This window comes from Roseateles sp. GW821-FHT02E12 (genome assembly GCF_059421665.1).
The window spans coordinates 483,702-497,763 of record NZ_JBWKVK010000003.1; the positions used below are offsets into that span (position 1 = coordinate 483,702).

11 protein-coding genes are annotated in these 14,062 nt (G+C 68.2%); 6 read left to right on the plus strand and 5 right to left on the minus strand.

The features are described 5' to 3' along the window. The first annotated feature begins 4 nt into the window (after nt 1-4). The gene (locus AC07V5_RS20110) at nt 5-868 is read left to right on the plus strand and encodes a BPSS1187 family protein (RefSeq protein ID WP_495117484.1); all 864 of its coding nucleotides are present in this window, start codon (nt 5-7) and stop codon (nt 866-868) included. Between the two features lie 63 nt (nt 869-931). Further along, nucleotides 932-1,144, plus strand: coding sequence for a hypothetical protein (locus AC07V5_RS20115; protein WP_495117485.1), 213 nt, complete (start codon nt 932-934; stop codon nt 1,142-1,144). 2 nt (nt 1,145-1,146) lie between these two features. On the opposite strand, the gene AC07V5_RS20120 is transcribed toward AC07V5_RS20115, so the two are convergent. Next, nucleotides 1,147-1,719 carry a hypothetical protein gene (locus AC07V5_RS20120; RefSeq protein WP_495117486.1) on the minus strand — a complete coding sequence of 191 codons (573 nt, stop codon included), beginning with the start codon at nt 1,717-1,719 and terminating at the stop codon, nt 1,147-1,149. Further along, nucleotides 1,719-2,627, minus strand: a complete 909-nt coding sequence (locus AC07V5_RS20125) for an HDOD domain-containing protein (RefSeq protein ID WP_495117487.1) — start codon at nt 2,625-2,627, stop codon at nt 1,719-1,721. Before AC07V5_RS20125 ends, AC07V5_RS20120 begins: the two co-directional genes overlap by 1 nt. 111 nt (nt 2,628-2,738) lie before the next feature. On the opposite strand from AC07V5_RS20125, the gene AC07V5_RS20130 reads away from it, so the two are divergent. Both AC07V5_RS20130 and AC07V5_RS20135 read left to right on the plus strand, forming a co-directional pair. Further along, nucleotides 2,739-3,374 carry a transglutaminase-like cysteine peptidase gene (locus tag AC07V5_RS20130; protein ID WP_495117488.1) on the plus strand — a complete coding sequence of 212 codons (636 nt, stop codon included), beginning with the start codon at nt 2,739-2,741 and terminating at the stop codon, nt 3,372-3,374. Nucleotides 3,375-3,387: 13 nt separating this feature from the next. Further along, complete coding sequence (locus AC07V5_RS20135) at nt 3,388-5,307, plus strand: bifunctional diguanylate cyclase/phosphodiesterase (RefSeq protein ID WP_495117489.1); 1,920 nt, start codon at nt 3,388-3,390, stop codon at nt 5,305-5,307. A 645-nt stretch (nt 5,308-5,952) separates the two neighbouring features. On the opposite strand, the gene AC07V5_RS20140 is transcribed toward AC07V5_RS20135, so the two are convergent. The 3 genes from AC07V5_RS20140 to AC07V5_RS20150 all read right to left on the minus strand — a co-directional run bounded on the left by AC07V5_RS20140 (nt 5,953) and on the right by AC07V5_RS20150 (nt 9,589). Then, nucleotides 5,953-8,169 (minus strand): TonB-dependent receptor plug domain-containing protein, encoded by a 2,217-nt coding sequence (locus tag AC07V5_RS20140; protein ID WP_495117490.1) that lies wholly within the window; start codon nt 8,167-8,169, stop codon nt 5,953-5,955. Between the two features lie 63 nt (nt 8,170-8,232). Then, nucleotides 8,233-8,685: a group I truncated hemoglobin gene (locus AC07V5_RS20145; protein WP_495117491.1), complete on the minus strand. Its 453-nt coding sequence runs from the start codon at nt 8,683-8,685 to the stop codon at nt 8,233-8,235. Between the two features lie 10 nt (nt 8,686-8,695). Beyond that, nucleotides 8,696-9,589, minus strand: a complete 894-nt coding sequence (locus AC07V5_RS20150; protein ID WP_495117492.1) for a DUF3034 family protein — start codon at nt 9,587-9,589, stop codon at nt 8,696-8,698. A 129-nt stretch (nt 9,590-9,718) separates the two neighbouring features. Here AC07V5_RS20150 and apbC point away from each other — a divergent pair, with 129 nt between their 5' ends. Next, nucleotides 9,719-10,813 carry an iron-sulfur cluster carrier protein ApbC gene (apbC, locus tag AC07V5_RS20155; RefSeq protein ID WP_495117493.1) on the plus strand — a complete coding sequence of 365 codons (1,095 nt, stop codon included), beginning with the start codon at nt 9,719-9,721 and terminating at the stop codon, nt 10,811-10,813. A 177-nt stretch (nt 10,814-10,990) separates the two neighbouring features. Next, nucleotides 10,991-14,062 (plus strand): formate dehydrogenase-N subunit alpha, encoded by a 3,072-nt coding sequence (fdnG, locus tag AC07V5_RS20160; protein ID WP_495117494.1) that lies wholly within the window; start codon nt 10,991-10,993, stop codon nt 14,060-14,062.

Here is a 14,062-nt window from a genome sequence, read left to right on the forward strand (position 1 = left end):
GGCGATGCGCCGCCTGCTGGGCCTCGCGGCGCTGCTGCTGGCTGCGCTCACCGCGCAAGCCCAGCAGCGGTCGCTGTCGGTGGCACCGCAGGCAACCGATGCGCGGCTCGCATCCGACGAGTCGCCGCATTGGGTCGTTTACGACCCTGCTGTGGCCGAGCCCTTGCTCGTCTGGCTGCCTGGCACCAACGGCCGACCGGCCGACGGGCCGCGGGACTTCTTCGAGACGGTCAGGTCGAGCGGCTATCGGCTCGTCGGCGTCTCCTATCTCGACACGCCCGCCGTGTCCCAGGTCTGCACGGCCAGGCGCGTGCGCGATCAGCCTGGCTGCGCAGCAGCCTTCCGCCAGCAACGCATCTGGGGCGATGCGGCCGCGGCGCCCATCGCTGACCAGCCCGCCGATGCCATCGTGTCGCGGCTGACGCGTCTGCTGCGCTACCTGGCCGAGCATGACGCGGCAGGCCAATGGGCCAGCTACCTCGAAGGCGACGAACCCCGCTGGAGCCGCATCGTGCTGGCCGGCCAATCACAGGGCGGCGGCATGGCGGCCTATCTAGCCAAGACGCGGCCGGTGGCCGGCGTGCTGATGTTCTCGGGCGGCTGGGACCAAGGCTCGAACGGCGAGCCGGCGGCCTGGTATCGCCGCGGCAGCGCGACGCCACCCGAGCGCTGGCACGCCACCTACAACCGGCAGGAGCCGCAGGCCGACGCGCTGGCCCGGACCTACGGGGCGCTTGGCGTGCCGCCCGCCCAGGTGCATGCGCTGGACCTGCCCGTCGTGCGCCGCACGGCGCATGGCGACGGCATCGGCAACCCGGCCTATGCGCCGCTGTGGCGGCAGATGCTGGGCGCGGCGAGAGGACCCTGACATCCAGGTGTCTGCGGGCTAACGTCAAGGCCGACGTGGGCTGTGTGTCGCCACAATGACGGCATGAGCTTTTTCTATTGGTTGATGGCGCTGGTGATGGTGGCGACCTTGTTGCCGTCGGCGCTGTACATGGGCGTTTATGTCTTCACGGGCGCGGACGAGGCGCTGCAGCGCGCCCGCAAGCTGTGGAACTTCCTGCGCGTTTTCACGCTGCTGACGTTCAACATCACGGTCTGGGGCAACGTCCTGGTCGCTGCCTGGCATCTGTTCCGCTAACGCTACAGCCTGGACTCGTACATCTTCGGGCAGTCGGCCGTGCCGAAGCGGTCCACGGGGATGCGAAAGCGCTGGCCCACGCGCAGCTGCTTCCAGCGCTCAACATCGACACGGCAGGTCCAGATGTGGTCGCCGCCGTCGCTTAACTCGACCTCGAAGTAAGCCTCGCGCTTGCCCAGGCGCTCGCTGCCTGGCTCGCCGGGCGGCGCCATGCGCAGCGGCGGGCGCGGCCAGTCGGGCCGGTCCCGGGGGCCCCCTTCGGTCTTGGCGATCCAGTGGCGGCGCCAGGCGAGTTGGGTGTAGCGGCAATGCTCGGCCGGCTCGGCGCGCTTGCCCTTGGGGTCGGCCATCAAGCGCCGGGTCACGTCGCGGGCGTCGGCCGGCAGTTCGTCGCACCAGTCCGAGCCGGCCTCGGTGCGCAGCCGCTCGATGACGATCTCCATGCGCCAGCTGCGCTTCGTGAGCTCGACGGCAACGCCCGGCGGGCCGAACACCCACCAGCCCAGGGCGCCCAGTGTTGCCACCACCATGGCGGCGAGGACGAGGACGCGCAGGCGCGGCAAGCGTGAGGGCATCAAGTGGCGTCGAACTGCGCCGTGACGACCTCTTCCCAGTGGCCCAGTTCGTCCCAGCCGATTTGCAGCCAGTCCATCGCGGCGATGTGGTGGCTGGCCCAGTCGGCGTCCTCGGGCAGGCCCTCGTGGCGGCGCATCAGGTGCTCGGCAATGAGGCCGGCGGCCACCAGCGTGTGCACATCGGGGTCGATGTCGGCGTGGCCCAGGGCCGTGAAGTCGTGGTGCAGCCGGATGGCCGCCATCAGCAGCGGCGGCAGGTTCCACACGCGCACGACCAGAGCGCCCACGACGGCATGGTCGGTCTTGTGGTTGGCGTTCTCGGTGGCGATGTAGGGGCGGTCGATGCGCGCACCGGCCTCCACCATCGTTGCCGCATAGCCGCGCATGCTCTGCAGCAGCACCGGCACGCCGACGTGCAGGAAGAGGCCGAAGCTGTGCGCCAGGTCGGGCGACAGGCCCGGCAACTGCTGGGCGATGGTGGCCATGGCCACGGCGCGCTTGGTGCTGCGCTCCCAGAAGCGCGCCAGCTGCGGCGCGTTGACGGGGATGGCGTGCTGGGCGAGAAAGCCGGTCATCACGGCCACGCTCTCGCGCAGGCCGATGCGTGTCATGGCCTGGCCGACGGTGGTGCAGGGCAGGCCGACGGGCTTGAACAGCGGGCCGTTGGCGATGCGCAGCAGCGTCGCGGCCATGGCCACGTCGCTGGAGGCGATGCGACTGACGAGGTTGAGGTCGGGCTCCGGCTGGCTCATGGCCTGCTGGAGCTGGGCCAGCAGTTCGGGGCAAGGTGGGATCTGGATCTGCTGCAAGGGGCCGCGGCGGCGCGACTGGTCGATGTCGTCGCGGATTTGCTGCGTCCGGGCGCCGGGACTGACAGGGGCGTGGGAAGGTGCCGGGTTCTGCATCATCCAAAAATCTTAGAGGCGCCGGGGGCGCGATCGGGCCGGGTACAGTGAATTCAAAGCAGCCCGCCGTCAATCTTGCCCACTTCCCCGCCTCGCGTCGCCCATGATCCCCGCTTGCGCCGCTGGTGGCTGGCCGCACTGGTCGCCAGCCCCCTGCTGGCGGCTGCCGCCTACGACGCGGCGCGCGTGCTGGAGGCGGCCGCGGCCCGCGGGCCGCGGGTCGTCGAGCAGGCCCAGGCCCTGGTGCAGCAGATCGAGCGCAGCGGCACGCATGAGGAGCTGCAGCGGCTCAAGGAAGTCAACGACTTCTTCAACCGTCGCCTGGCTTTCAAGGACGACGCCGTCACCTGGGGCGTGCCGGACTACTGGGCCTCGCCGCTGGAGAGCCTGGACAAGCGCGCCGGCGACTGCGAGGACTATGCGGCCGCCAAGTACTTCAGCCTCGCCGCCGCAGGGGTGCCAACGGCCAAGCTGCGCATGGTCTACGTGCGAGCGCGGCTGCAGGGCCAGTCGCTGGCGCACATGGTGCTGGCCTACTATGCCCAGCCGGGCGCCGAACCGTTGATTCTGGACAACCTGCGGCCCGAGGTGCTGCCCGCATCGCAGCGCACCGACCTGACGCCCGTGTTCAGCTTCAACACCGACGGCCTGTGGCAGGGCGTAGGCCAGATCACGTCGGGCGACCCGATGGTGCGGCTGTCGCTGTGGCGCGAGCTGGTGGCCAAAGTCAAGGCAGAGGGGTTCTTGTGATGGGGAGTGACTCATGTCGTTGATGCGGCAGATCGCCTGGCTGGTGCTGGGCGTGGTGCTGGCGGCGCTGGTGGGCGCGGTCGGCCTGTCCACGCTGTCCACGCGGCAGTTGATGCGCACCCAGCTCGAGCTGAAGAACGCCGACAACGCGCAGACGCTGGCACTGGCGCTGTCGCAGCAGAAGGGCGATGGCGAACTCATCAAGCTGCTGGTGTCCGCCCAGTTCGACACCGGGGCCTATGAATTCGTCCGTTGGCGCGGCGCGAGCGGCGAGACGCTGTTCGAGCGCGGCGAGGCGCCCCGGTCCGGACAGGCGCCGGCCTGGTTCCGCTCGCTGCTGCCGATAGCGGCAGCGCCCGGCGTTGCCCAGGTGTCCAGCGGCTGGAATGCCATCGGCACCGTCGAGCTGAAGAGCCATTCCAGCTACGCCCACGACGCGCTGTGGCGCAGCTCGCGCCAGGTGCTGGCCTGGCTGCTCATCGTTGGCATCGGCGCGGCCGTCGCGGCCTGGGCCGGCCTGCGGCGCATCCGGCGCCCGCTGGACGCCGCCGTGGCCCAGGCCGAAGGCGTGCTTTCCGGCAGCTACGGCCAGGTGGCCGAGCCGCGTGTGCCCGAGCTGCAACGCCTGACGCGAGCGATGAACGCCATGGTGCAGCGCGTGCGCGACCTCTTCGAGGCCCAGGCCGGCCAGCTCCTCGTGCTGCGCGAGCAGGTCCATCACGACCCGCTGACCGGCGTGTCCACGCGCAAGCATTTCCTCGCCGAGCTCGATGCGGCCCTGCAGCGCGACGACGGCCCGGCGATTGCCGGCCTCGTGCTCGTGCGCCTGCGCGACCTGCCCGGGCTGAACGCGCGCCTGGGACGCGGCGCCGTCGACGACGTGCTGCTCACCGTCGTCACAGCGTTGCAGGCCTACCCGGAATCGGTGGCCGGTTGCCGCGTCGGCCGGCTCAACGGCGGCGACTTCGCGTTGTGGCTGCCGGCAGAAGGCGTGGCTGCCGAGACGGCGCATGCACTGGCCGACGCGCTGCGCGCCAGCCTGCCGGCCTTCGGCCCTGGCGTGCAGGTGGCGCTGGGCGCCATCGAGCTGCCGCGCGAACGCCCGAGCGGCGTCTGGCTGGGCGAGGCCGACGCGGCGCTGGCGCGGGCCGAGCATCTGAGCGAAGCGCGTGGCGGCTTCGTCGTCGAGATTGTTGCCGACCCCGGCATCGGCCGCGAGCAGGGCGAGGGCCTGTGGCGCGCTCAGCTGCAGGAGGCCGTCAATCATCAGCGCGGCCGTCTCGTTGAATTCCCGGTGCGCGACCGTGCCGGCCGCGTGCTGCATCTGGAGTGCCCGCTGCAATTGCAGTTGGACGCCGAGTTCCTGCACGCCGCGAACTGGCTGCCGCTGGCCGCCCGGGCGCGGCTGACGGCTCAGATCGATCTCTTTGCCGTGAGCCTGGCGCTCACGGCCATCGCTGCCGATGGGCGGGCGCGCTGCATCAACGTCGCGCCGGCTTCACTGGCCGATGCCGGTTTCCTGCTGCAGCTGCGCGAGTTGCTGGGCCAATGGCCTCAGGCGGCCCGCGCGCTGCTGCTGGACCTGACCGAAGCCGCCGCGACGGAGCATTTCGAGCGGCTGCTGGAGCTGGGGCAGCAGTTGCGGCCGTTGGGCGTCAAGCTGGGGCTTGAGCATGCGGGGGCCGGGTTGGCCCAGGTCGAGCGGCTTTATCAGGCGGGGCTGGACTACGTGAAGCTCGATGCCTCGGTGCTGCTCGGCGTGGCCGGTGAGGCGGGGCGCGCGGCTTTTGTGCGCGGCATGGTGATCATGCTGAGGAGCCTGGCGCTGAAGGTTTATGGCGAGGGCGTCGTTGACGAGATGGATGCGCAGGCGCTGTGGGACTGTGAGTTGGATGGGTTGACGGGGCCGTGGGTGACGGCGAGCCTGACCTGATTTGTTTTTGGTTGCTTTTGCGGTTGTGCTGACGACTCGGGGCCGAGTTGCCGGGATTCCGCCCCGGCGGGCGGGTAACTTTCTTCTGCGGCGCCAGAAGAAAGTCACCAAAGAAGAGGCGCTGAACCGCACACGAGCGCCAAGCGCCGTGGGCAGGGGACAAAGCGGCTTCGGTGCTCTGCCGAGACGCGACCCGCTGCGCTCTCGCTGCTGTCCCTTTGAAGAGCGCCGCTCACCGCACCGCCTGCCCGCTTAACGCGCGGCTGCACGCCGAGCTCATCAGAAAAGCAAAGACAGCGTCGCTCGGGCGACGCGATCGCTGCCCAGCATCCGCCAGGGCGTCGCTCCAGCGACGCGGTATTCCCTGATGAGCCCGGCGTGCAGCCGGCGTTAACCGGCTTGAAGGGGCAATGGATGGTGCTCGCCATAGGGACAGCAGCGAGAGCGCAGCGGGTCGCGTCTGGGCGTAATGAAGCAGGCTGTTTTCGCGCGACGCTCCTGGCGTCGTCGCGATGGAGTGCGGTTCAGCGCCTCTTCTTTGGTGACTTTCTTCTGGCGCCGCAGAAGAAAGTTACCCCGCCGCCGGGCGGGACTCCCGGCAATGCATCGATCAGGAGCGCTCGTCGCAGAAGCAACCAACCAACCTCAGATCTTCATCTCCCACCTCAACTGCCACTGCGTATAGCTCGGCCCCCCACTATTCGTCGTGATCAGCTGGTCACCCGTGTTGATGACGCTCCCGGTGAAATAGTCCAGCGGCGTCATGTTGCTCGCCGACAGCCGCACCGACTGCTCAGGCGTGAAGTTCCACAGCGCGAACGCGTCGGTCACCAACTTGCGGCTCGTCGTCACCTCGGTCAGCACGCTCTGCTGGATGGTGGACTGCGGCGTCCAGTTCAGCGTCGCGCCAATCGACAGCGGCAGCGACCGCAGCCGGTAGTCGAAGCCCAGGTTGGCTGTCGCCTTGGGCTGGGCGTCCAGCCGGTTGTTGGGGCCGGGGATGTCCTGCACCTTGGACGTGAACACGCTCAGGTTGCTGCGAATACTCACCGGCAGCGCATCGTCGAAATACTCGTCCAGCCGGAACTTGGCCTCCAGCTCCACGCCGGCGGTGCTGGCCTTGCCGATGTTGCGCGGCCGCGAGACCCAGCGCTGCGTCGTGCTCCAGGGCACGGTCTCCAGGGCGGTCACGTTGCGCATCAGGTTGCTGATGCGGCGCGCAAACAGGTTGGCGCTCAGCAGGCCGCCCTTGCTGAGGTATTTTTCGTAGCCGATCTCGATGCCCGTGGCCAACTCGGGCTTGAGGTCGGGGTTGCCGGCGCGGTCGGGCGTGTTGGCCTGGTGGGGCACCTGGCTGTTGATGCTCGGCCGGGCGATCAGGTCCTGCACCTGCGGGCTGCGGTAGCTGCGCGTCAGGCTGGCGCGGATGTTCTCGCGGCCGCTGGGGTCGAGCTTGTAGCGGGCATGCGCCAGCGGCGTGAAGACGCTGGAGCGGTTGCTGGCCGCGTAGTTGGCCGCGCTGCTGGTGGTCTTGATGCCTTCCCAGCGCGCGCCGGCATAGAAGTCCCACTGCTTGCCGATATTCCACTCGTCTTGCGCGTAGGCGGCGAAGCGGGTGGTGGAGGCGTCCAGGTCGTCGCCGAAGTCGCCCAGGCCGGCCTGCGGTGAACCGTTGACCAGGGTGACGCGGTTCTGGTGCTGGGTGTTGCCCTCGCCCTCGACGCCGAACACGAGGCTGTGGTCGTTCTCCAGGCTGCGCGACAGCTTGCCGACGAGGTTCCAGTTGCGGCCGCTGGTGTCGGTCGTGTCTTCCTGCGTGCGGTTGATGCGGCCCGTCTCCTGGCGCAGGCTGTGGCTGTCACCGTTGACCCGGCCCAGGCCGCCGCGCAGCTCGGCGCGGGTGCTGCTGTCGAGACGGCTCTGCCACTGCAGGTTCAGCCGCGCCATCGTGAAGCGGTTGTCACCCTGCGTGTCGGCGCGGTCGTAGCTGTCGTTGGTGCGCGTGATGGACGAGTGGCTCTCAGACTTGTTCGTGACGATGAAGGGCTGGATGGCCAGGCTGTCCGTGCCGCTGAGCTTGAGCTGCACGCGGCCGGTCAGGTTGATGCCTTCGCGCTTGTCCTCGGTCTGGCCGCGCGTCGTCTGAAGCACGTCGGTGTTGGTGGACAGCGTGCGCGTGCGTGTGTCGCTGATGATGTCGTCCACGCGCTCGCCGTGCATGGCATTGAGGCTGATGTTGTAGGCGTGGCCGTCACCGAAGCCGTCGTTGCGGCTCCAACTGATGCCGGGGTTGACCTTGCCGCGCTCGATGCCCACTCCGGCGCGGAGCTCGTTGAGCGTCTTCTTCAGCGCCTCGCGCAGCACGACGTTGATCGTGCCCGCCACGGCGCGCGTGCCGTACTCGGCGGTAGGGGCGCGCAGCACCTCGATGCGCTCGACCTGCTCGGGCGGCAATTGGTCCAGCGAGAAGCCGGGCGGCATGCGCTCGCCGTTGACGAGGATCTGCGTGTAGCCGCCGCCCATGCCGCGCATGCGCACATCGCCACCGCGGCCCGGGCGGCCGCCGGTGGTCACGCCGGGCAGGCGCTTCAAGACCTCGCCGACGGTGGAGTCACCGAACTTCTCGATCTCCTCGCGCGTGATGACGATCTTGCTGGCTGTCGAGGCCTTGCGGATGGATTCGTCGCTGGCGGTGCCGCTGATCTCCACGCGCTTGAGCTGCTCGCCAGGCTTGGCGGCGGGGCGGGCGGGCGGGGCGGAGGCAGCCGCTTCGGGCGGGGTGGGGTTGGTCTGGGCGAAGGCAGCGGAAAAACCGCCGCAGGCCACCAACGCAGCGGCCGCAGTGAGTCGGAGGGAATGCATAGCCCGCCAGCTTGCCATGCGGGCCGCGCCGTCTTGTGGCAGCGCCGTTAACGAAAGCTTTCTTTACCGAGACTGCTGCGAATCGCTCACCGCCATGACGATTTCGCGGTGCATCGGCGCCAGCCGCGCCAGCATGCCGTTCTGCGCCGCGAAGGGGATGGCCTTGGCGTCCATGGCCTGCTGCAGGATCTCCACCAGTGCGTTGAAGTCGCGCTTGGCGATGTCCAGGTCCTGGTGCGCCAGCTTCATCGGCACGCCCTTGTAGACACAGGGGCCGCCGGACTCCTGGCAGAGCTGCTCGGTCAGCTGGGTTGCCAGGTTCTCGCGGTTGGCGTTCTTGAAGAAGGGCGCCGTGCGCGGGTCGGCGAAGAGGCGCGGCACGAAGTCGTCCATGACGGCGCGGATGCCAGCCTTGCCGCCCCAGGCCTGGTAGACGCCGTCGTTGGCCGGCGGTGTCTGGGCGAAGGCGGCTGCGCTGGCAAGCAGCAGGCAGGCAAGGGCGACGGCGCGGGGCATGGTGAATCCTTCAGAGCGCAAATTGCGCAGACAGATAGCTGCCCGTCTGGCGCTTGGGCTGCACCGCGGGAGCGATGCGGCCCAGGTCCACCCAGGCGGCGGTCAGCGAGAAATGCTTGTTCGGGGCCCAGGCGACGAAGATGTCTTTCCAGTCGTCTTCCTTCAGCGCACCGGCGCCCAGCACCGACAGGTTCAGGTTGTCCGGCTTGGCGCGGAACTCGAAGCCGAAGGCCAGGTTCTTGGTCAGCAGCTTGGCGACCGAGAACTCGTGCTGCAGCCGGTAGCCCTTGCCCTGGGCACCGCCAAAGCCGAGCAGGCCGTTCTGGTTGGCCTTGGTGGCGCGCAGCGTGAGGTTGACGAGCACGCCGTCGGCGAGGAAGAGCTTGGTGGCGCTGGCGTAGAAGTCCGTGCCCGACGACTTGGCACCCAGCGGGCCGAAGAGGGTGGGGCCGAGGTTGCCCGCGTTGGTCTTCTTGTGCTCCAGACCGAGGGCGATCTGCGGCATCAGCGTGTCGCTGTCCAGCACGGCGTCGCCGGCCACGCGTACCTTCACGCCGAAGATGTTCTGCTTCAGGTGCAGGCCATCAAGCCCCAGCGGCGCGAGATTGCTCTCGGTGTCGAAGTCCTGCTTGGCCAGCGACACCTCGACGCGGTCGTGGAAAGCGACGGCCGCGCCGTAGGTCAAAAGCCCGTAGTTGTCGGTCTTGGCGCGTGTGATGAAGGCGGTGGCGCCGAACTCGCCGGCGGTGGCGTAGCTGCCGGTCACGGCCCAGGGCGTCAGGCCACCCCCGGCGGCGCCGTCGATGCTGGAAACGCCGCCGGTCAGCAGCAGCTTCCCGCCGGACTGCGCCAGGGCCGGGGAGCCGATGACGGCAGCGATGAGCAGGAGGGCGGGGCGGCGCATGGGTAGTTCTCCGGGCGGAATTCGGTTCTCGTCCACTCTACGCACAAAGCCTCCAACCGGATGCAGCCTGTGTGCAAACCGGCTGCGGGCTAGACTGATTGCCCCGTTTTCCGTGAACTGTTCCCTGCCATGACCTCGACCACCGAAGCCCAGCTTCAACCCCTGCTGCAAGCCGTTGTCGACCCCGGCTGCGCCCGCACCCTGGGCGAGGCCAGGGCGATCCGCTCGATCAAGGTCGACGGCGCCGACGTGGCCGTCGACATCGAACTGGGCTACCCGGCCGCCAGCCAGCACGCCGCCCTGCGCACCGCCGTCATTGCCGCGGCCAAGGGCTTGGGCGGTGTCGGCAACGTCAGCGTCGCCATCTCAACCAAGGTTGTCGCCCATGCCGTGCAGCGCGGCGTGCAGTTGCTGCCGGGTGTGAAGAACATCATCGCCGTCGCCTCCGGCAAGGGCGGCGTGGGCAAGAGCACGACGGCCGCCAACCTGGCGCTGGCCTTGTCCGCCGAAGGCGCCCGCGTGGGCGTGCTGGACGCCGACGTCTACGGCCCCAGCCAGCCGCTGATGCTGGGCGCCAGCGGCCGGCCGGAGAGCCATGACGGCCAGACCATGGAGCCGCACATCGCCCACGGCCTGCAGGTCAACTCCATCGGCTTCCTCGTCGAAGACGACCAGGCCATGATCTGGCGCGGCCCCATGGCCACGCAGGCGCTGGAGCAGCTGCTGCGCCAGACCCGCTGGCAGGAGCTGGACTACCTCATCGTCGACATGCCTCCGGGCACCGGCGACATCCAGCTGACCCTCTCGCAGCGCGTGCCCGTCACAGGCGCCGTCATCGTCACGACGCCGCAGGACATCGCCCTCATCGACGCCAAGAAGGGCCTGAAGATGTTCGAGAAGGTGGGCATCCCCATCCTGGGCATCGTCGAGAACATGGCCGTGCACATCTGCAGCAACTGCGGCCACGTGGAGCACATCTTCGGCGCCGAAGGCGGCCAGAAGATGGCGGTGCAGTACGGCACCGAGCTGCTGGCCTCGCTGCCGCTGGCCATGAGCATCCGCGCCCAGGCCGACTCGGGCACGCCGACCGTCGCCGCCGAGCCGGACGGCGAAGTGGCGGCCCTCTACAAGGCGCTGGCCCGCAAGGTCGCATCCAAGATCGCGGCGCAAGGCAAGGACTACTCGGCCAAGTTCCCGAGCATCTCGATCTCCAAGTCCACCTGAGCCGGCGCCTGACGCCTTGCTGACGCCGGGTTGATACCCGGGCGGCTTTGTCCCCCTGGAATGCCCTCTATGGACAAGGGCTTTCCTTTGTGGAGAAATCGGTCCACGGTTGCCGCGTGCGGTCCCGCTTTCTGTTCGCAACGGAGCGAGCGAGAGGCTCGCAGGAGACAAGCCGATATGGACATGAACCGGAGGCAATTCTTCCGGGTGAGCGGCGCAGGGCTGGCAGCGTCCAGCCTCGTGGCCCTGGGGTTCTCGCCAACGGCGGCACTCGCCGAGGCGCGCAACTTCAAGCTCTCCCGGGCGACCGAGACCCGCAACACCTGCCCCTACTGCTCGGTGGGCTGCGGCGTCATCATGTATTCGTTGGGCGACAGGGCGAAGAACGTCACGTCGTCCATCATCCACATCGAGGGCGACCCGGACCACCCGGTCAATCGCGGCACCCTCTGCCCCAAGGGCGCGGGCCTGCTGGACTTCGTGCACAGCCCCAACCGGCTGAAGTTCCCCGAGATCCGCGAAGCCGGCAGCAAGGAGTGGAAGCGCGTCGGCTGGGATGAGGCGATGGACCGCCTCGTCAAGCTGATGAAGGCCGACCGCGACGCCAACTTCATCGCCCAGAACGCCGACGGCAAGACGGTGAACCGCTGGCTGACCACCGGCATGCTGTGTGCATCAGCCTCCTCCAACGAATCTGGCTACATCACCCACAAGGCGATGCGCTCGATGGGGATGCTGGTCTTCGACAACCAGGCGCGCGTTTGACACGCCCCGACGGTGGCCAGTCTGGCCCCGACGTTTGGGCGCGGTGCGATGACCAACCACTGGGTGGACATCAAGAACGCCGACCTCGTGCTCATCATGGGCGGCAATGCCGCCGAGGCCCACCCGTGCGGCTTCAAGTGGGTCATCGAGGCCAAGCACCACAACAAGGCCAAGCTCATCGTCGTGGACCCGCGCTTCACGCGCTCGGCCGCCATGAGCGACTACTACGCGCCCATCCGAGCGGGGGCCGACATCGCCTTCCTGGCCGGCGTCATCAACTACCTGCTGAGCAACGACAAGATCCAGCACGAGTACGTCAAGACCTACACCAACGCCAGCTTCATCGTCGGTGAGGACTACAAGTTCGACGCCGGCATCTTCAGCGGCTACGACGAGGCCAAGCGCCGCTACGACAACAAGAGCTGGGGCTACGAGCTCGACGAGAAAGGTTTCGCCAAGGTCGACGCGACGCTGCAGCACCCGCGCTGCGTGCTCAACGTGATGAAGGCGCACTACGCGCGTTATTCGCCCGAGCAGGTCAGCAAGATCACAGGCACGCCCAAGGACAAGTTCCTGAAGGTCTGCGAAATGATCGCGGAGACGTCCAAGCCCAACAAGGTCATGACCATCATGTACGCGCTGGGCTGGACGCAGCACAGCCAGGGCTCGCAGATGATCCGCACCGGCGCCATCATGCAGCTGCTGCTGGGCAACATCGGCCTGCCCGGTGGCGGCATGAACGCGCTGCGCGGCCACTCCAACATCCAGGGCCTGACGGACCTGGGCCTGCTGTCCACGTCGCTGACCGGCTACATGAGCCTGGCCCGCGACAGCGAGCAGGATCTGGAGACCTACTACAAGCCCCGAGCGCTGAAGGCGTTGCGCCCCGGCCAGATGAGCTTCTGGCAGAACTACCCCAAGTTCTTCGTCAGCCAGCAAAAGGCCTGGTGGGGCAAGGCAGCCACGGCCGAGAACGAATGGGCCTTCCACTACCTGCCCAAGTGGGACAAGGCCTATGACGTGCTGCAGACCTTCGAGCTCATGGCCCAGGGCAAGCTCAACGGCTACATCTGCCAGGGCTTCAACCCGGTCGGCTCCTTCCCCAACAAGAAGAAGATCGTCGCGGGCCTCTCCAAGCTGAAGTTCCTCGTCATCATCGACCCGCTCAACACCGAGACCGCCGAGTTCTGGAAGAACCACGGCGAGCACCACGACGTGAAGAGCGAGGAGATCCAGACGACGGTGTTCCGTTTCCCCAGCACCTGCTTCGCGGAGGAGGACGGGTCGCTCACCAACTCCGGCCGCTGGCTGCAGTGGCACTGGAAGGGCGCCGAGCCCCCGGGCCAGGCCAAGGGCGACCCCGAGATCATTGCCCAGCTCTTCATGCGCATGAGGGCCGCCTACGCGAAGGAGGGTGGCGCCTTCCCCGACCCCATCGTCAACCTCAGCTGGCCCTATCTGCAGCCCACCAACCCTTCGGCCGAGGAACTGGCCAAGGAGTACAACGGCAAGGCGCTGGCCGACGTGCTCGACCCCAAGGACCCGACCAAGGTGCTGGCCAAGGCAGGCGAGCAGCTCGGCGGTTTCGGCCTGCTGCGCGACGACGGCAGCACATCGTCGGGCTGCTGGATTTACGCCGGCGCCTGGACCCAGGCCGGCAACCAGATGGCCCGCCGCGACAACGCCGACCCCTGGGGTATCGGCCAGACGCTGGCCTGGGCCTGGGCCTGGCCGGCCAACCGGCGCGTGCTCTACAACACGGCCTCCTGCGACCCGACCGGCAAGCCCTGGAACGCCAAGCGCAAGCTGGTCAGCTGGAACGGCGAGCGCTGGGGCGGGTCCGACGTGCCCGACATCCGGCCCGACGCCAACCCGACCGACGAGGACGCGGTGCGCCCCTTCATCATGACTGCCGAAGGCGTGGCGCGGCTCTTCGCACCCACCGGCATGGTGGACGGCCCGCTGCCCGAGCACTACGAACCCTTCGAGACGCCGCTGCTGGCCAACCCCATGCACCCGGGCAACGCCAAGGCCAAGTCCAACCCGGCGGCGCGTGTGTTCAAGGGCGACCTGGAGGCCTTCGGCACGCCCAAGGACTTCCCGTACGTGGCCACCAGCTACCGGCTGACCGAGCACTTCCACTACTGGACGAAGAACGTGCTCACCTCGGCCGTGCTGCAGCCTCAGCAGTTCGTCGAGATCGGCGAGGAACTCGCCAAGGAGAAAGGGGTTGCCAACGGCGACTGGGTCAAGGTGAGCAGCAACCGCGGCTTCATCAAGGCCGTGGCCGTCGTCACCAAGCGCATCGCCTCGCTGGACGTGGACGGCAAGCGCGTGCACACCGTGGGCCTGCCCAACCACTGGGGCTTCGTCGGCGTGGCCAAGCCCGGCTATCTCGTCAACACGTTGACCCCCTTCGTGGGCGACGCGAACACGCAGACGCCGGAGTTCAAGAGCTTCACCGTGAACCTTGAGAAAGCTTGA

Bases quoted from the DNA above. Each gene is read 5' to 3' on its own strand.
- AC07V5_RS20110 (WP_495117484.1), top strand. From the start codon at position 5: ATGCGCCGCCTGCTGGGCCTCGCGGCGCTGCTGCTGGCTGCGCTCACC.
- AC07V5_RS20115 (WP_495117485.1), top strand. From the start codon at position 932: ATGAGCTTTTTCTATTGGTTGATGGCGCTGGTGATGGTGGCGACCTTG.
- AC07V5_RS20120 (WP_495117486.1), bottom strand. From the start codon at position 1,719: ATGCCCTCACGCTTGCCGCGCCTGCGCGTCCTCGTCCTCGCCGCCATG.
- AC07V5_RS20125 (WP_495117487.1), bottom strand. From the start codon at position 2,627: ATGATGCAGAACCCGGCACCTTCCCACGCCCCTGTCAGTCCCGGCGCC.
- AC07V5_RS20135 (WP_495117489.1), top strand. From the start codon at position 3,388: ATGTCGTTGATGCGGCAGATCGCCTGGCTGGTGCTGGGCGTGGTGCTG.
- AC07V5_RS20140 (WP_495117490.1), bottom strand. From the start codon at position 8,169: ATGCATTCCCTCCGACTCACTGCGGCCGCTGCGTTGGTGGCCTGCGGC.
- AC07V5_RS20145 (WP_495117491.1), bottom strand. From the start codon at position 8,685: ATGCCCCGCGCCGTCGCCCTTGCCTGCCTGCTGCTTGCCAGCGCAGCC.
- AC07V5_RS20150 (WP_495117492.1), bottom strand. From the start codon at position 9,589: ATGCGCCGCCCCGCCCTCCTGCTCATCGCTGCCGTCATCGGCTCCCCG.
- apbC (WP_495117493.1), top strand. From the start codon at position 9,719: ATGACCTCGACCACCGAAGCCCAGCTTCAACCCCTGCTGCAAGCCGTT.